16 protein-coding genes are annotated in these 16,273 nt (G+C 65.7%); 11 read left to right on the top strand and 5 right to left on the bottom strand.

Features of this window, described 5'->3' with window-relative positions; genetic code table 11:
- The first annotated feature begins 37 nt into the window (after positions 1-37).
- Genes PKA57_RS00980 through PKA57_RS00950 form a run of 7 tightly spaced genes read left to right on the top strand, consistent with a single transcriptional unit; the run spans position 38 to position 7,873 of the window.
- A complete protein-coding gene (locus PKA57_RS00980; RefSeq protein ID WP_324297255.1) occupies positions 38-286 on the top strand; it encodes an exodeoxyribonuclease VII small subunit in 249 nt (82 codons plus the stop codon).
- The gene (locus PKA57_RS00975; RefSeq protein ID WP_324297048.1) at positions 283-1,182 is read left to right on the top strand and encodes a farnesyl diphosphate synthase; all 900 of its coding nucleotides are present in this window, start codon (positions 283-285) and stop codon (positions 1,180-1,182) included. The genes PKA57_RS00980 and PKA57_RS00975 overlap by 4 nt, the downstream gene beginning before the upstream one ends.
- A gap of 44 nt (positions 1,183-1,226) precedes the next feature.
- Positions 1,227-3,176, top strand: coding sequence for a 1-deoxy-D-xylulose-5-phosphate synthase (dxs, locus tag PKA57_RS00970; RefSeq protein WP_324297047.1), 1,950 nt, complete (start codon positions 1,227-1,229; stop codon positions 3,174-3,176).
- 25 nt (positions 3,177-3,201) lie between these two features.
- Positions 3,202-3,945 carry a TlyA family RNA methyltransferase gene (locus tag PKA57_RS00965; RefSeq protein WP_324297046.1) on the top strand — a complete coding sequence of 248 codons (744 nt, stop codon included), beginning with the start codon at positions 3,202-3,204 and terminating at the stop codon, positions 3,943-3,945.
- A complete protein-coding gene (locus tag PKA57_RS00960; protein WP_324297045.1) occupies positions 3,938-5,206 on the top strand; it encodes a class I SAM-dependent RNA methyltransferase in 1,269 nt (422 codons plus the stop codon). The genes PKA57_RS00965 and PKA57_RS00960 overlap by 8 nt, the downstream gene beginning before the upstream one ends.
- 4 nt (positions 5,207-5,210) lie before the next feature.
- Entirely contained in the window at positions 5,211-6,257 is a 1,047-nt protein-coding gene (locus tag PKA57_RS00955; RefSeq protein WP_324297044.1) for a methyltransferase domain-containing protein, read from the top strand.
- Positions 6,257-7,873 (top strand): FMN-binding glutamate synthase family protein, encoded by a 1,617-nt coding sequence (locus tag PKA57_RS00950; protein ID WP_324297043.1) that lies wholly within the window; start codon positions 6,257-6,259, stop codon positions 7,871-7,873. The genes PKA57_RS00955 and PKA57_RS00950 overlap by 1 nt, the downstream gene beginning before the upstream one ends.
- Before the next feature lie 6 nt (positions 7,874-7,879).
- Here the strand turns inward: PKA57_RS00950 and aroC are convergent, their stop codons facing one another.
- From aroC to PKA57_RS00925, 5 genes are all read right to left on the bottom strand, one after another.
- Positions 7,880-8,965, bottom strand: coding sequence for a chorismate synthase (gene aroC / locus PKA57_RS00945; protein ID WP_324297042.1), 1,086 nt, complete (start codon positions 8,963-8,965; stop codon positions 7,880-7,882).
- 7 nt (positions 8,966-8,972) lie between these two features.
- Positions 8,973-9,815: an enoyl-ACP reductase FabI gene (gene fabI, locus PKA57_RS00940; RefSeq protein ID WP_324297041.1), complete on the bottom strand. Its 843-nt coding sequence runs from the start codon at positions 9,813-9,815 to the stop codon at positions 8,973-8,975.
- 142 nt (positions 9,816-9,957) lie between these two features.
- On the bottom strand, positions 9,958-10,899 hold the full coding sequence (locus PKA57_RS00935; RefSeq protein WP_324297040.1) for a DnaJ C-terminal domain-containing protein: 942 nt from the start codon (positions 10,897-10,899) through the stop codon (positions 9,958-9,960).
- Positions 10,900-10,981: 82 nt separating this feature from the next.
- Complete coding sequence (locus tag PKA57_RS00930) at positions 10,982-11,689, bottom strand: tetratricopeptide repeat protein (protein ID WP_324297039.1); 708 nt, start codon at positions 11,687-11,689, stop codon at positions 10,982-10,984.
- A 16-nt stretch (positions 11,690-11,705) separates the two neighbouring features.
- Entirely contained in the window at positions 11,706-12,116 is a 411-nt protein-coding gene (locus PKA57_RS00925; RefSeq protein WP_324297038.1) for an RT0821/Lpp0805 family surface protein, read from the bottom strand.
- A 227-nt stretch (positions 12,117-12,343) separates the two neighbouring features.
- Between PKA57_RS00925 and pdxH the strand changes: the two genes are divergently transcribed.
- The 4 genes from pdxH to PKA57_RS00905 form a co-directional block, all read left to right on the top strand.
- Positions 12,344-12,979, top strand: a complete 636-nt coding sequence (gene pdxH / locus PKA57_RS00920) for a pyridoxamine 5'-phosphate oxidase (RefSeq protein WP_324297037.1) — start codon at positions 12,344-12,346, stop codon at positions 12,977-12,979.
- A 13-nt stretch (positions 12,980-12,992) separates the two neighbouring features.
- Complete coding sequence (locus PKA57_RS00915) at positions 12,993-13,895, top strand: cation diffusion facilitator family transporter (protein WP_324297036.1); 903 nt, start codon at positions 12,993-12,995, stop codon at positions 13,893-13,895.
- A 13-nt stretch (positions 13,896-13,908) separates the two neighbouring features.
- On the top strand, positions 13,909-15,474 hold the full coding sequence (locus tag PKA57_RS00910; RefSeq protein ID WP_324297035.1) for an AAA family ATPase: 1,566 nt from the start codon (positions 13,909-13,911) through the stop codon (positions 15,472-15,474).
- 45 nt (positions 15,475-15,519) lie between these two features.
- Positions 15,520-16,273 (top strand): SDR family oxidoreductase (locus tag PKA57_RS00905; protein ID WP_324297034.1); only part of this gene is annotated, 754 nt, incomplete at its 3' end.

The following is a 16,273-nucleotide window of genomic DNA, read 5'->3' as shown; positions in this document are numbered from 1 at the left end:
GCGGCCTGATCTGCGGCCTGATCTGAAGGAGAATCACATGGCGACGCCCAATGCCGATATCGAGAAGCTGAGCTTCGAGGACGCGCTCGCCCAGCTCGAAAAGATCGTGAGCCAGCTCGAATCGGGCAATGTCGAACTCGAGAAGTCGATCGAGCTTTACGAGCGCGGCAACCGGCTCAAGGCGCATTGCGAAGCGCGCCTCAAGGCGGCCGAAGCCAAGGTCGAGAAGATCACTCTGTCGGCCGGCGGCGAGCCCACGGGCACGGAACCGCTGGACGTCGAATGACCGGACCCGTGAGGACGTTCGACGAAGCGCTCGCCGCCGTGAACCTGAAGGTCGAGGCGGCGCTCAAGGCGTTGCTGCCGCAGGCGGAAGGCCCCGAATCCCGCCTTTTCGATGCCATGCGCTATGCGGTTTTTGCGGGCGGCAAGCGCTTTCGTCCCTTTCTCGTCTGCGAGAGCGCCCGGCTCTTCGATGTGCGCGAGGAATCGGCGCTGCGGGCCGCCGCCGCGGTCGAGTGCGTGCATACCTATTCGCTCATCCATGACGATCTGCCCTGCATGGACGATGACGATCTGAGGCGCGGGCAGCCGACCGTGCATCGCAAGTTCGATGAGGCGACGGCGGTGCTCGCGGGCGATGCCCTGCTGACGCTCGCCTTCGAGCTTCTGGCCGATCCCGACACGCATGAGCGCGCCCGCGTTCGCGTCGAGCTTGTCCGCCGTCTCGCCGAGGCGGCGGGCGGCCGGGGCATGGTGGGCGGCCAGATGATCGACCTCGCCAGCGAAGGGGTGGCGCTCGATATCGGCTCCATCACGAGGCTCCAGCGGCTGAAAACCGGGGCTCTCATCGCCTTTTCCTGCGAGGCGGGCGCCGTGCTCGGCCGTGCCTCGGAGGAGGCGCACCACGCCCTTCATGCCTACGCACACAATATGGGGCTCGCCTATCAGATTGCCGACGACCTTCTCGATGCCGAGGGCGAGGCGGCTGTGGTCGGCAAGGCCACCGGCAAGGATGCCGAGGCCGGAAAGGCGACCTTCGTGTCCATCCTCGGCGCAGAGCGTGCCCGCGCCCAGGCCGAAATGCTTTCCGAACAGGCCATCCAACACCTTGATTTGTTTGATGAAAAGGCCGACCTTTTGCGCGAGGCCGCGCGTTTCGTTATAAACCGCCGAAATTGAGGCCCGGGCGTCCGGGCCATGACCGGCTCCGGCCGAGGTATGTCTTGAGCAATAAACTTGTGACCCCGTTGCTAGATCGCATTCGCACTCCTGCGGATGTGCGAACGCTGCCCGAATCCGATCTTCGTCAGCTTGCGGATGAACTGCGGGCCGAAACGATCGACGCCGTCTCGGTGACGGGCGGGCATCTGGGCGCGGGGCTTGGCGTGGTCGAACTGACCGTCGCGCTCCATTACGTCTTCAACACGCCGGATGACCGCCTCATCTGGGATGTCGGCCATCAGGCCTATCCGCACAAGATTCTCACCGGCCGTCGCGACCGCATCCGCACGCTCCGCATGGCCGGGGGTCTGTCGGGCTTCACCAAGCGCGCCGAGAGCGAATACGATCCCTTCGGCGCCGCTCATTCCTCGACCTCGATTTCCGCTGGACTCGGCATGGCGGTGGCCCGCGATCTGAAGGGCGGCAAGAACAACGTCATCGCAGTCATCGGCGACGGCGCCATGTCGGCCGGCATGGCCTATGAGGCGATGAACAATGCCGGCTCCATGGACAGCCGGCTCATCATCATCCTCAACGACAACGACATGTCGATTGCGCCGCCCGTCGGCGGCATGAGCGCCTATCTCGCGCGCCTCATTTCCGGCAGCACCTATCGCTCCATGCGCAATCTCGCCAAGGAGATCGCGCAGATGTTCCCCAAGAGCATCGAGAAGCGCGCGCGCCGCGCCGAGGAATTTGCGCGCGGGCTCGCCACCGGCGGCACGCTCTTCGAGGAGCTGGGCCTTTTCTACGTCGGCCCGATCGACGGCCACAATCTCGATCACCTGCTGCCCGTGCTCAAGAATGTGCGCGATGCGGGCGAGGGACCGATCCTCGTCCATGTGGTGACGCAGAAGGGCAAGGGCTACGCGCCCGCCGAAGCGGCTGAAGACAAATATCACGGCGTCTCCAAATTCGACGTCATCACCGGCGCGCAGGCGAAGGCGGTGTCGAACGCGCCGTCCTACACCAAGGTTTTCGCCGAGAGCCTCGTCGCCCATGCGGAGAAGGACGACAAGATCGTCGCCATCACGGCGGCCATGCCCTCGGGCACCGGGCTCGATCTCTTCGGCAGCCGCTTCCCCGACCGGACGTTCGATGTCGGCATCGCCGAGCAGCATGCCGTGACCTTCGCGGCCGGACTTGCGACCGAAGGCTACAAGCCCTTCTGCGCCATCTACTCGACCTTCCTCCAGCGCGCCTACGATCAGGTCGTGCATGATGTAGCGATCCAGCACCTTCCCGTGCGCTTCGCCATCGACCGCGCCGGGCTCGTTGGCGCGGACGGGCCGACACATGCCGGTTCCTTCGACATCACCTATCTGTCCTGCCTGCCGGATTTCGTCGTCATGGCGGCTGCCGATGAAGCGGAACTCCGCCACATGGTCGCCACGGCCGTCGAGATCGACGACCGGCCTTCAGCCTTCCGCTATCCGCGCGGCGAAGGGGTCGGCGTCGAATTGCCCGCCATCGGAACGCCGCTCGAAATCGGCAAGGGCCGCATCATCCGCGAAGGAACGAAAGTCGCAATCCTCTCGCTTGGAACGCGCCTTGCCGAAGCGCTGAAGGCTGCCGACCAGCTTGCCGCGCTCGGCCTTTCGACCACGGTTGCCGATGCGCGTTTCGCAAAGCCTCTCGATGAAGAACTTGTCGCGCGGCTCGCCCGCGAGCATGAGGTGCTCATCACCGTAGAGGAAGGTTCGATCGGCGGCTTCGCCTCGCATGTCCTCGATTTCCTCGCCCGCTCCGGCGCGCTCGACCACGGCCTGCGAATCCGACCTCTCGCCTTCCCGGATTGCTTCATCGATCAGGACAAGCCGGAGAAGATGAACGAGATCGCGGGCCTCAATGCGGCCTCGATCGTGGAAGCCACGCTTTCCGCGCTCGGACGGCAGAGCGAAATCGGCGAGCTTGCCGCGCTCGGCGTGCAGGCGGCGCCCACGCCCGCCTGACCGCAGCATCATGCCGGAAGCACGCATGCGCCTCGATCAGCTTCTGGTCGAGCGCGGATTGTTCCAGTCCCGTGCGAGGGCGCGCGCCGCCATTCTGGGTAATCTCGTGCATGTCGATGGAAAGCCTGCCGTCAAGGCGTCGCAAGCGGTGGGCATGCATGCGGAGATCGAGGTCGATCCCCACGCGCATCTCTATGTCTCGCGCGGCGCGCTGAAGCTCGCCCATGCGCTCGACAGCTTCGCCATCGACCCGGCCGGGCTTTACTGCCTCGATATCGGCGCATCGACGGGCGGCTTCACCCAGGTGCTTCTGGAACGCGGCGCTCGCCACGTCACCGCGGTCGATGTCGGCCACAGCCAGCTTGCGGCCGAGCTTGCCGCCGATCCTCGCGTGACCTCGCTCGAAAATCTCAATGCGAAGGAGTTGCTCCCCGCGCATCTTTCGCATCCGGTCCAGCTCATCGTTTGCGATGTGAGCTTCATCAGCCTCAAAAAGGCGCTTCCCGCGGCGCTCGCGCTGGCGGCGCCCGGCGCGCGGCTCATCGCGCTCATCAAGCCGCAATTCGAGGTCGGCCCGGCCAGGGTCGGAAAAGGCGGAATCGTCCGCGATGCGGCGCTTCACGCCGAAGTCTGCGCGGATGTTTCAGCCTGGCTCGCCGCGATGCCGGGCTGGCGCGTCATCGGCGTGACGGAGAGCCCCATCGCCGGCGGCGACGGCAACAGGGAATTTCTCGTCGCCGCAACCTTTGAGGAACATGCGCATGGCTGAAACCGGCAGGGACGCGGCGGGCGAAGCCGAGGTCGTCATTGGCGCGCTCGGGCATCTGGGCGACGGGATCGCGGAAACGCCTGACGGCGCCATCTTCGTGCCCTTCGCGCTCCCCGGCGAGCGCGTGCGAGTGCGCAACATTGGCGAGGGACGCGCCGAACTCCTAAGCGTCCTCACGCCCGCGCCGGAGCGCGCCTCGCCCCCATGCAGGCATTTCGGCACTTGCGGCGGCTGTGCGCTTCAGCACATCGAGGCGGCCACCTACCGCAACTGGAAGCGTGAGCAGGTCGCGGCTGCGCTCTCCGCGCGCGGGCTCGGGATCGACGTCGATCCGCTCGTGCCCGCCGTGCCGCGGAGCCGCCGCCGCGCGACGCTCGCTGCGACGCGGACGAAAAAGGGCGTGACCATCGGCTATTACGGCCGCGCCAGCCACACCATCGTCGCCATTGCGGAATGCCCGCTCGTGGTGCCGGAGATCGAGCGCGCGCTTGAAGGGCTCGCGCATCTCGTCGAGCCCGGCCTGTCGCGCAAGGGTCGCGCCGCGCTCGCCGTCACCGCGACGGAAACGGGTCTCGATGTCGCCGTCTCGGGCGGCAAGGAGATCGATGGCCCGCTTCGCGCCCAGCTTGCCCGGCGCGCCACCGCCATCGACCTTGCGCGTCTTGCCTGGAATGGCGAACTCATTGCCGAGCGCCGCGCGCCCCAGGTGACGCTTTCCGGTCTTCGCGTATCACCGCCGCCCGGCGCATTCCTTCAGGCGACGGCGGAAGGCGAGGCGGCGCTTGTCCGCTTCGTTCTCGAAGCGGTGGGTGGGGCAAAGCGCGTTGCCGATCTCTTCGCCGGTTGCGGCACGTTCACCGCCGCGCTTGCAAGGCGGGCTGCCGTTCTCGCCGTCGAAGGCGAGAAGCCGCAGCTCGCGGCGCTCGATCGCGCCCTGCGCGCGCAGGGGCCAGCGCTCGGCCTCAAGCCGGTCGAGCTTCTCACCCGCGATCTTTTCCGCCGCCCGATGCTTCCCTCCGACCTCGAAAAGATCGACGCCGTCGTCTTCGATCCGCCGCGGGCGGGCGCGGCAGCGCAGGTGGAAATGCTCGCGCGTTCCTCCGTGCCGCTCATTGTCGCCGTCTCCTGCAATCCGGCCACTTTCGCGCGGGATGCGCGCCTCCTCGTCGATGGCGGTTACAGGCTTTTGCGTGTAACGCCGGTGGACCAATTCCTCTGGTCGCCCCATATTGAACTCGTCGGTCTGTTCCGAAGGGAGTGAAGACATGGCGGGCCCGCTTTCGCTCATCGGCTATGGCGTCGGTCAGGGTGCGCGGGTCGCCTGGTATGCGAGCCACTATCTCGCGCTGAGCCGCATGCGCGGGCCGCTCGTGCCGCCGGGCGAGGCGCCGGTTTCGGTCAAGGGCAGGGTGCCGGGCTGGCGCGCCATCGCGGCCGGCATGCGCGATCTCTTCGAGCGCGACTGGCGGAACATCGAGGCCGGGCTCTATCGCGCACCGGAGGGGTTGCTTCCGCCGTCGAGAGCGATCGCGGCGAGCCGCCACTTCTTCAGGGACGCGCGCAAGGTCGATGAGCGCCGTCTCTCGCGCCGACACGCGGAAGTTCTCACCGAGGAATTGCGCCGCCGCTATCCGCGCTACTACCTCCAGAATTTCCACTATCAGACCGGCGGCTGGTTTTCCGAGGAATCGGCGAGGCTCTACGACACGCAGGTCGAGGTGCTCTTTTCCGGCACGGCCGATGCGATGCGCAGGCAGGCGCTGGTGCCGCTCGCTGACCACTTCAAGGGCCGCGACCAGCGCGAGCTTCGTCTGCTCGATGTCGCTTGCAGCACGGGCCGCTTTCTCGAAGAGGTGGCGGCGAACTATCCCCGCCTCAATGTGACGGGCCTCGATCTCTCGCCCGCCTATGCGGCGGAGGCGCGCAAGCGGCTCGGGCGGCGACGGTCGGCATCCATCGTGGAAGCCAATGCCGAAGCCATGCCGCTCGCTGCGGCATCGCAGGACGCCGTCACCTGCATCTATCTCCTTCACGAATTGCCGCCCGCCATCCGGCCCGTTGTCGCGCGCGAGATCGCGCGGGTGCTGAAGCCCGGCGGCGTCGCCATCATCGTCGATGCGTTGCAGACGGGCGACCGGCCCGACTATGACGGACTTCTCGAATTCTTCCCCATCGGATTTCACGAGCCCTATTTCAGTTCTTATCTGGCGGAGGATTTTTCGGCGCTGTTCGCGCGCGAGGGGCTGGCGCTCGAGAGCGTGGAACGGGCCTTTCTCTCGAAGGTCATGTGCTTCAGCAAGGGGAGCGGCTGATGACACTCGGAAGTCTCTTGGCGCGCTACACGGTTTTCGGTCTCTGCATATTCATCACGCTGCTGACATTGCCGTTTCTTCCCTCGGCGGGGTGGCTCTGGCCGCTGACGCTTCTGGCGGGCGCGCTCTCGCTTCTTGGCATTTACGATCTCGCGCAGCGGCGGCACGCGGTCCGGCGCAACTATCCCGTCATCGGCAATATCCGTTACCTCGTGGAAGAGATCAGGCCGGAGATCCGCCAGTATCTTCTCGAAGGCGATGACGACAAGCTGCCCTATTCGCGCGCGCAGCGCTCGCTCGTCTATCAGCGCGCGAAGGATACGGTGAGCGAAAGCCCCTTCGGCACGCTCCTCGACGTCTACGGCAATGGCTATGAATTCATCGGCCATTCCTCGCGTCCCGCGCTCAACGTCGATCCGGCGCGCTTCCGCATCACCATCGGCGGGCCGCAATGCACAGAGCCCTATTCGGCCTCGGTCTTCAATATTTCGGCGATGAGCTTCGGCGCCTTGAGCGCCAATGCCATTCGCGCGCTCAACAAGGGCGCGAAGATGGGCGGCTTCGCGCATGACACGGGCGAAGGCGGCATCAGCCCCTATCACCGCGAATATGGCGGCGATCTCATCTGGGAAATCGGCAGCGGCTATTTCGGCTGCCGCACGCGGAACGGTCAGTTCGACCCCGAGCGGTTCGCGCGCGAGGCGCAATCCCCGCAAGTGAAGATGATCGAGATCAAGATCAGCCAGGGCGCGAAGCCCGGCCATGGCGGCATCCTGCCCAAGGGCAAGGTCTCGGCCGAAATCGCGCTGACGCGCGGCGTCGAGGAGGGCAAGGAATGCGTGTCGCCCGCGCGCCATTCCGCTTTCTCGACGCCGGTTGAGATGATGCAGTTCATCGCCCGCCTGCGCGAGCTTTCAGGCGGCAAGCCCGTCGGCTTCAAGCTCTGCCTCGGTCATCCATGGGAGTTCATGGGGATCGTCAAGGCAATGCTCGAAACCGGCATCCTTCCCGATTTCATCGTGGTGGACGGCGCCGAGGGCGGAACGGGGGCAGCGCCCGTCGAATTCACCGATCATATCGGCGTGCCGATGCGCGAGGGGCTGCTCTTCGTTCACAACGTGCTCGTCGGCGCGGGCTTGCGCGACCGCATCAAGATCGGCGCGGCCGGCAAGGTGGTGAGCGCCTTCGATGTGGCGAGCACGCTTGCGATCGGCGCCGACTGGGTCAATGCCGCGCGCGCCTTCATGTTCGCCATCGGCTGCATTCAGTCGCGAAGCTGCCACACAAATCGCTGCCCGACGGGCGTCGCGACGCAGGACCCGCTGCGCCAGCGCGCGCTCTATGTGCCGGACAAGGCCGAGCGCGTCTTCAACTATCACCGCAACACGGTTCGGGCGCTGGCGGAAATTCTCGCTTCGGCGGGGCTCGAGCATCCGGACCAGCTCGGGCCGCATCATCTTGCCCGCCGCACCAGCAACACCGAGATCAGGCTCTTCTCGCAGATCCACTATTTCGCGCGGCCGGGAGAGTTGCTCGATAGCGAGGCGGGAAGCGAGTTCTTCCGCGAGAGCTGGCGCATGGCGCGGGCGGACAGTTTCGATCCCGCCCGACTTTGAGCGCCCTTAGCCGATCTGGCCGCGATGGCGCAGCAGATGGTCGGCGAGCACGCAGGCGACCATCGCCTCGCCCACGGGAACGGCGCGGATGCCGACGCAGGGGTCGTGGCGGCCCTTGGTCACGATCTCGGTTTCCTCGCCCGCCTTCGTGATCGTCCTGCGGGGCTGGAGGATCGAGGAAGTGGGCTTCACCGCGAAGCGCGCGACGATATCCTGGCCCGACGAAATGCCGCCCAGAATGCCGCCCGCATGGTTCGATGTGAAATAGGGGCCCTCATTGCCGATGCGGATTTCATCGGCGTTTTCCTCGCCCGACAGCGCGGCCGAGGCGAAACCGTCGCCGATCTCGACGCCCTTCACGGCGTTGATGCTCATGAGCGCCGCCGCAAGCTCGGCGTCGAGCTTGCCATAGATGGGCGCGCCGAGCCCTGCCGGTACGCCGGAGGCGACGATCTCGATCACGGCGCCGCAGGACGAGCCTGCCTTGCGCACGCCGTCGAGATAGTCTTCCCAGTTGGCCGCCGCCTTCGCGTCGGGGCACCAGAAGGGATTGTTCTCCGTCTCGTCCCAGTTCCAGTTGGTGCGGTCGATCTTGTGCGGACCCATCTGCACCAGCGCGCCGCGGATCGTCACACCGCTGAGGATTTTCCGCGCGATGGCGCCCGCCGCGACGCGCGCCGCCGTTTCGCGGGCCGATGAGCGCCCGCCGCCGCGATAGTCGCGGATGCCGTATTTCGCCATATAGGTGAAGTCGGCATGGCCGGGACGGAACTTGTCCCTGATGTCGCCATAGTCCTTGGAGCGCTGATCGACATTCTCGATCATGAGCGAGATCGGCGTGCCGGTCGTCACCTCGCCGCCCGTCTCGTCGTCCTGAAACGTGCCGGAGAGGATCTTCACCTCGTCAGGCTCGCGGCGCTGCGTCGTGAAGCGCGACTGGCCGGGCTTGCGGCGGTCGAGATAGAACTGGATGTCCTCCGCCTTCAGCGGAATGCGCGGCGGCGTCCCGTCGACCACGCAGCCGAGCGCCGGCCCGTGGCTTTCGCCCCAGGTGGTGACGCGGAAGAGTGTGCCGAAGGTGTTGTAGGACATGGAGCCTTCAGACGATGCTGATGTCGGGTGCGTCCTCGGCCTTCATGCCGACGACGTGATAGCCCGCGTCCACATGATGCACTTCGCCGGTGACGCCCGAGCCGAGATCGGAGAGGAGGTAGAGCGCGGTGTTGCCCACTTCCTCGATCGTGACCGTGCGCTTCAGCGGCGAGTTGAGTTCGTTCCACTTCAGGATGTAGCGGAAATCGCCGATGCCGGAAGCGGCGAGCGTCTTGATTGGCCCGGCCGAGACGGCGTTGACGCGGATATTGTTGCGGCCGAGATCGACGGCGAGATAGCGCACGCTCGCCTCGAGCGCGGCCTTGGCCACGCCCATGACGTTGTAATGCGGGATCACCTTCTCCGAGCCGTAATAGGTGAGCGTCACGATCGAGCCGCCATCCGTCATCAGCTTCTCGGCGCGCTGGCAGAGCGCGACGAAGGAGTAGCAGGAGATCGCCATGCTCGCGGTGAAATTGTCGAGCGTGGTGTCGACATAGCGGCCGTCGAGTTCTTCCTTGTTGGAATAGGCGATGGCGTGGACGAAGAAGTCGATCTTGCCCCAGTCGCGCTTCAGCGTCTCGAAGACGGCGTCCATGCTCGCCGCATCGGTGACGTCGCAGGGCAGGATGTGCCTGGAGCCCACCGACTCGGCGAGCGGCACGACGCGCTTCTGCAGCGCCTCGCCCTGATAGGTGAAGGCGATTTCGGCGCCCTGATCGGCGCAGGCCTTGGCGATGCCCCAGGCGATCGAGCGGTTGTTGGCGACGCCCATGATGAGGCCCCGCTTTCCGGCCATCAGGCCACCGCCGGTTCTGGCGGATTGTGTCTCGGTGATGGCGTCGCTCATCGCGTCCTCGTCTCGTTCGCTTTAGCCTCTAAAGTCGCGCGCATCCTACACAATAGGCCGTAACGGTCCACCAAAAAGCCGGGACATGAGCCAGCACGGCGCCCGATTTCACCGCATTGTCAATAACTTGCGCCCGCCGCGCCTATGGCTCCTGACGCGGCTTGTGGGCAAGCCCCGCCGCCCATCCGGCCGCAAAGTCTCGAAGCGCGTCGTCCTGCGGTTCGGGTAGCACGAGTTCGAGCGTCACATACTGGTCGCCGGGCTCCGCGCCCTCGGGCGTAATGCCCTTGCCCTTGAGGCGAAGCCGCGTGCCGCTGTTCGAGCCCTTGGGCACCGAGAGCGTCACCGGCCCGTGGATCGTCGGCACCTCGATTCTCGCGCCCAGCACCGCTTCGGGAAGCGAAACCGGGCAGCACAGCAGAATATCGAGCCCGCGCCGCTCGAATTGCGGATGCGGTTCGACCGAAACTGTGACGAGCGCGTCGCCTGCGGCCGCGCCCCCGTGCCCCTCGCCGCCCTGTCCGCGCAGCCTGATCTGACGGCCATCCTCGATGCCGGCGGGAATCTGCACATCGAGCGTCTTGCCGCTTGCGAGCGCCACCCGCTTCCTCGCGCCACACGCGGCTTCGAGAAAGGAAACGGCGAGGCGATAGGTCCGGTCCTCGCCGCGGGCGCGGAACACCCGCTTGCCGGCGCTGCGGATGCCCTCGAAAAGCTCCGCGAAGATTTCCTCCCTGGTCCCCGTCGGCTCCGCGCTCGCCGCATCGCTCTCAAAGCGCCGTGCGGTTTTGTGGGCCGTGCGCGAGAAGGGGGCTTCCTCGAATGAGCCTTGCCCGGCCGCCTGCTCCTTGCGCGCTCTTCGTGCTTGCTGCTGACGCTCCTGATCGAAGCGCGCACGAGCGCCCGCATCCTTCAGGAGGTTGTAGGCGGCTGTCACTTCCTGGAATCGCGATTGCGCATGGGCATCGTTCCCCTTCGCATGGGCGTCGGGGTGATAGGTCTTCGCCAGCCGCCGATAGGCGGCTTTGATTTCCGCCGCGCCCGCATCGGGCGCAAGGCCGAGAATTTCGTAAGGGTCGCGCAAGCGCTCGCTCCTGAAGCCGGAACGCCGAGGATAGGCCGACGCCGATACGAATTCGTTAACCGTTCGGACGATGGCCTCGGGCTCACCGCGTTTCGGCAGCGGGCTGCTCGAATTCAGCCGGTGGCGGGGGAGGGGCCGTCTTTTCGGCGACCGCATCGGCGGGCTTCGGCGCCTTGGGTCCGGCAAGGCTCGGCACCAGCACGCCAAGCCGGTCGAGCGCGAGTTCGCTGCCGGAGCGGGCCGCGAGCGCATACCAGCCGAGCGCGCGCGCTATATCCTTGTCGACGCCGGAGCCGCGCTCATACATCACCGCGAGATTATATTGCGCGATCGGATTGCCCGATAGGGCGGCCGCATGGAACCAGAATGCTGCCGCCTCAAGGTTCCTCGGCACGCCGTCGCCATTGAGATGCATGAAAGCGGCGTTGAGCTGCGCAAGCCCGAAGCCCTTTTGTCCGGCCTCCTCATAAAACCAGAGGGCGCGCGCCGGATCGCGCTTCGTGCCGAGCCCCTTGCGGAGCAGGAGGCCGACATTGCGCATCGCCGCGAGATCGCCACCTTGCGCGAGCGGAAGCCATATCTCGAAGGCGCGGGAATAGTCGCCGCTCTCATAGGCGGCGACGCCTTCGTTGAAACGCTCGCTTGGCGGCGGCACGGCCTCGCCGGGCTGGGGCAATGTCCGCACCGGCGCCGCTTCGGCTGTCGCCGCGCCCAATGAGAGCGCGGCCGCCAGCGCGATCAGGCAAAGGCCGGTCAGGGCGGGCACGAACCCGGATCGAAAAAGGGTCATCCCCGCCAGGTCCGGCTCACTGGTTGCTGACGATCTGCCAGGAACCGTCAGGCTGGCGGCAGGCCGTTCCATAGGCGCGCTCGGTCTTGCCGCCGATATTCACGGTCTGCGTATATTCACGGCAATAGGTGCCCTGATCCTGATAGGCGCGCTGCGGAACGACCGTGCCGTAATGGCCAGAATCCGGATTGCGCCATTCCACCGTCTGCCCCGAAGGCGCGCTTTCGAGCGCGTATTGGGTGCGTTCCGCCATGTACTGACGGTCGGCGCGATCGAGCGACTTGCCGATCTCGCTGCCGACCAGCGCGCCGAGGAGCACGCCTGCGCCGGTCGCCCAGAGGCGGCCCGTGCCGCTGCCGACGGCCGAACCCGCAAGGCCGCCCAGCACCGCACCGCCGACCGTGCCGACACCCTGCTTGGGGCCCATGCCTTGCTGGCACCCGACCAGTGAAAATGCGAGAACGCCGATTGCCAAAGCTTTGAACAATTTCATCTTGATCGACCCTGTTTTTACGTCTGCGCCGGCCGCCCCCTGGAACCGGGCAGGACAAACCCCAGCCGAGCCATTATATAGGACTCGATTGTGGCGGGAAACGAAGGCGGCTGGCAACGCCTGCGATTGATACCGATTAGTCAGATTCCCCGGAGCTTTGCGTGACCGATCACCCTGAATCCAAGGAAAAGGACGAAGTCGCCCAATGGGCCGCTTCAGGAGATCCGTTTCGCCTTTTTCATGAATGGCTCGAATTGGCGAAAGCCAGCGAATTGAACGATCCGAACGGCGTCGCGCTCGCCACGGCTGATGCCTCGGGTTTTCCCGATGTGAGAATGGTGCTGCTCAAGGGGGCGGATGAGAGGGGGTTCGTCTTCTACACGAATCTCGAAAGCGTGAAGGGCCGTGAACTGGCGGAAAATCCGCGCGCGGCGCTTTGCTTCCACTGGAAGTCGCTCAGGCGACAGGTGCGCGTCCGCGGGCCCGTGAGCCCCGTCAGCGCGGAGGAGGCGGACATCTATTTCGCCTCCCGCCACCGCGACAGCCAGATCGGCGCCTGGGCGTCGCGCCAGTCCCGTCCGCTCGAAACGCGGTTCGAGCTCGAGCGCGAGGTTACGCGCTATGCCGCGAAGTTCGGTCTTGGCAAGGTACCCCGCCCGCCGCACTGGTCCGGCTTTCGCATCGCGCCGCTGCGGATCGAGTTCTGGCGCGACCGCCCGTTCCGGCTGCACGACCGTCTCATCTACGAGCGCGACACGCCGGATGGCGAGTGGCGCACTTCGAAGCTTTTTCCGTGAGGTGTAGGAAGATATGGAGCAGAACCAGAATGCGCGGTTGATGCGCCTTGCGACCTATGCGGCGGTCGCGACAGCCATCACGCTCATCCTGATGAAGAGCATCGCCGTCTACATCACCGGATCGGTGGCGATGCTGGGCACGTTGTTCGATTCGCTTCTCGATGGCGCGGCCTCGCTCATCAATCTCATCGCCGTTCGCCACGCGCTGACGCCCGCCGATGACGCGCATCGCTTCGGCCATGGCAAGGCGGAGGCGCTGGCGGGGCTCGGCCAGTCGATCTTCATTTTCGCCTCCGCCGGCTACATCATCTTCGAGGCGATCTCGCGTTTCATAAATCCCGTGCCGGTCGAGCATTCCCTCGCGGGCATCGTCGTGACTGTCGTGGCGATCTTCATCACGCTGGCGCTCGTCGCCTTCCAGCGCCATGTCGTCGCGCGCACCCGTTCGCTCGCCATCGAGGCGGATTCGATCCATTATCGCGGCGACCTCTTCATGAATCTCGCCGTCGTCGCCGCTCTCATCCTGTCGGGCTATTTCGGCATACATTGGGCCGACGCCGCCTTCGGCCTCTGCATCGCCTTGCTGATCGGCTACTCCGCGACGCAGATCGTTCTCACCGCCTATCATCAGCTCATGGATCGCGAGCTTTCCGAAACCGAGCGCGAGCGGATCAAGGCCATTGCGCTCTCCCACCCGGATGCAATCAACATTCATGATCTGAGAACCCGCGCCTCGGGCGTGCGGACCTTCATCCAGTTTCATCTGGAACTCGACAGCGCGATCTCGCTGCTTAGCGCCCACCGGATTTCCGACGATGTCGAGGCGCGCATACTGGAAGCCTTCCCCGATGCGGAAGTCATCATTCATCAGGACCCGGCAGGTCTTGAAGAACTGACGCGGCTCCAGCGCGTCTGAAGGGCGGGGCAGGTTGGTCGATCGCGATGTCGAAAATCTGCTCCTCCGGCCGGCGACCTACGGCCTCCCGTCCCATGCGGGCGTCGAACGGATCGAGACGCATGCCTCGCTCGTCTTTCTTGCCGGCGATCGCGTTTACAAGCTGAAAAAGCCCGTCGATTACGGCTTTCTCGATTTCACCACGCTCGAAAAGCGCCGCATCGCCTGCGAGCGCGAAGTGGCGCTCAACCGGCGTACCGCGCCCGGGATCTATCTCGGCGTCGTGCCGGTGCGGCGCCTTGCGGGCGGGCTTGCGCTTGGCGGCGCCGATGGCGAGATCGTCGAATGGCTCGTTGAAATGCGGCGTTTTCCGGCGGAGGGACTTTTCGCGCGAATGGCGGATGAAGGCCGCCTCACACGCGAAGAAGTCGAAATGCTGGCCGCCGATATCGAGCGCTTTCACCGCGAGGCGGAGGTCAGGCGCGATTTCGGCGGCGCATCCGCCTTCGCCCATATCGTCGAGGGAAACGATCTCAACCTCGCCGACAATGAGGGGCGGGTCTTCGCGTCCTCCGATCTCGACGCTCTTCGCGAGGCGAGCGACCGGGCGATCGCGCGGCTCTCGCCGCTACTCGATCGACGCCAAGCGCTGGGCTTCGTGCGGCATTGCCATGGCGATCTGCATCTCGGCAATGTGACGCTCATCGATGGTCGGCCGGTGATTTTCGATTGCGTCGAATTCAGCGACGAAATCGCCTGCATCGACATTCTCTATGACCTCGCTTTTCTGCTGATGGATCTGCGCCTGCGCGAAAATGGGCATGCGCGCCTCGCGGGTTTCGCCAATCGGGCGCTCAACGTCTATTTCGATCATGTGGCTCAGGGGAGCGTGGCCGACATGATCGACGGCCTCGCGCTGATGCCGCTCTTCATTTCGACGCGGGCAGCCATTCGCGCCAAGGTGACGGCCGTGGTCGCGGATACGGAGGAAAAGCGCGCCCATGCATGCGCCTATCTCGATTTCGCGCGTGCGGCGCTCGGCGACATGCCGCCCCGCGTGGTGGCGGTGGGAGGGCTTTCCGGCACCGGCAAGTCGACGCTCGCAAAGGCGCTCGCGCCGCGTTTCGGCCTCATTGGCGCGATCCATCTGCGCTCCGACGTGATCCGCAAGCGGCTCTTCAATGTCGCTCCGCTCGACCGCCTGCCGAAGGAGGCATATGCGCCCGATGTCGGCGCGCGCGTCTATGACGAGATGATGACGCTCGGCGCGCGTGCGCTCGCCGCGGGCTTCCCGGTCGTTTTCGACGCGGTATTCGCCCGCGAGGAGGAGCGCATGCAGGCGGAGCGCATCGCCGCCGGGGCGGGAGCGGCCTTCGAGGGCTTGTGGCTCGATGCGCCGGCGGATGTACTCGAGGCGCGCGTCGCGGCCCGCTCGACAGAGGCGCGCGATCCTTCCGATGCCGATGTCGCCGTGCTGCGCCGCCAGCTTGGCTATGATCTCGGCCACATGCGCTGGCGGGCGCTCGACGCAAGGCGCGGGGTCGAGGACATGCTCGCCGAGGCGCTCCATGGCGGCAAAGGGCCGCGAGATGCGGGCTAGCGCCCTCGCTGGCGCGGCGCGGGCGCATCGTCTAGATTGCTTGGCATGAACACGATCCCCAATGAAGAACGCAAGACCCTGATCCTCACTGGCGCTAGCCGGGGCATAGGGCACGCCACGGTCAAGCGCTTCTCGAGCGCGGGCTGGCGGGTCATCACCTGTTCGCGCCATCCGTTCCCCGAGGACTGCCCCTGGGAGATGGGCCCCGAAGACCATATCCAGGTTGATCTCGCCGATCCGAGGAACACGGAAGAGGCCATCGCCGTCATGCGCGAGCGGCTGAGGGCGCAGGGAAGCAGGCTCAATGCCCTTGTCAACAATGCGGCCATCTCGCCGAAGGGGCCGGGCGGCGCGCGCCTCAACGTCTTCGACACGAGCACGGATGTCTGGCAGCAGGTCTTCCAGGTCAATTTCTTCGCGCCGGTCATGCTCGCGCGCGGCCTCGTCGAGGAACTGAAGAAGGCGCAGGGCTCCGTCGTCAACGTGACCTCGATCGCGGGCGTGCGCGTTCACCCCTTCGCGGGTTCGGCCTACGCGACCTCGAAGGCGGCGCTCGCCGCGCTGACGCGCGAAATGGCGTCGGATTTCGGCCGCCTCGGCATTCGCGTCAATGCGATCGCGCCGGGTGAGATCGACACCGCCATTCTCTCGCCCGGAACGGAAAAGATCGTCGCCGAAATTCCGATGCGCCGTCTCGGTACGCCGGAGGAAGTGGCGAAGACGATCTATTTTCTGTGCACGGATCAGTCGAGCTATGTGAACGGCGCCGAAATCCACATCAATGGCGGCCAGCACGTCT

The sequence above is a fragment of the Parvibaculum sp. genome (genome assembly GCF_035325945.1).
Classification (GTDB): Bacteria; Pseudomonadota; Alphaproteobacteria; order Parvibaculales; family Parvibaculaceae; genus Parvibaculum.
Note: the sequence above shows the minus strand (reverse complement) of the source record. Positions and strands in the feature narration are given on the sequence as shown.

Excerpts from the sequence above, each read along its gene's own strand:
- PKA57_RS00980 (WP_324297255.1), top strand. The coding sequence starts at position 38 with ATGGCGACGCCCAATGCCGATATCGAGAAGCTGAGCTTCGAGGACGCG.
- PKA57_RS00975 (WP_324297048.1), top strand. The coding sequence starts at position 283 with ATGACCGGACCCGTGAGGACGTTCGACGAAGCGCTCGCCGCCGTGAAC.
- PKA57_RS00965 (WP_324297046.1), top strand. The coding sequence starts at position 3,202 with ATGCGCCTCGATCAGCTTCTGGTCGAGCGCGGATTGTTCCAGTCCCGT.
- PKA57_RS00960 (WP_324297045.1), top strand. The coding sequence starts at position 3,938 with ATGGCTGAAACCGGCAGGGACGCGGCGGGCGAAGCCGAGGTCGTCATT.
- PKA57_RS00955 (WP_324297044.1), top strand. The coding sequence starts at position 5,211 with ATGGCGGGCCCGCTTTCGCTCATCGGCTATGGCGTCGGTCAGGGTGCG.
- PKA57_RS00950 (WP_324297043.1), top strand. The coding sequence starts at position 6,257 with ATGACACTCGGAAGTCTCTTGGCGCGCTACACGGTTTTCGGTCTCTGC.
- aroC (WP_324297042.1), bottom strand. The coding sequence starts at position 8,965 with ATGTCCTACAACACCTTCGGCACACTCTTCCGCGTCACCACCTGGGGC.
- fabI (WP_324297041.1), bottom strand. The coding sequence starts at position 9,815 with ATGAGCGACGCCATCACCGAGACACAATCCGCCAGAACCGGCGGTGGC.
- PKA57_RS00930 (WP_324297039.1), bottom strand. The coding sequence starts at position 11,689 with ATGACCCTTTTTCGATCCGGGTTCGTGCCCGCCCTGACCGGCCTTTGC.
- PKA57_RS00925 (WP_324297038.1), bottom strand. The coding sequence starts at position 12,116 with ATGGGCCCCAAGCAGGGTGTCGGCACGGTCGGCGGTGCGGTGCTGGGC.
- PKA57_RS00915 (WP_324297036.1), top strand. The coding sequence starts at position 12,993 with ATGGAGCAGAACCAGAATGCGCGGTTGATGCGCCTTGCGACCTATGCG.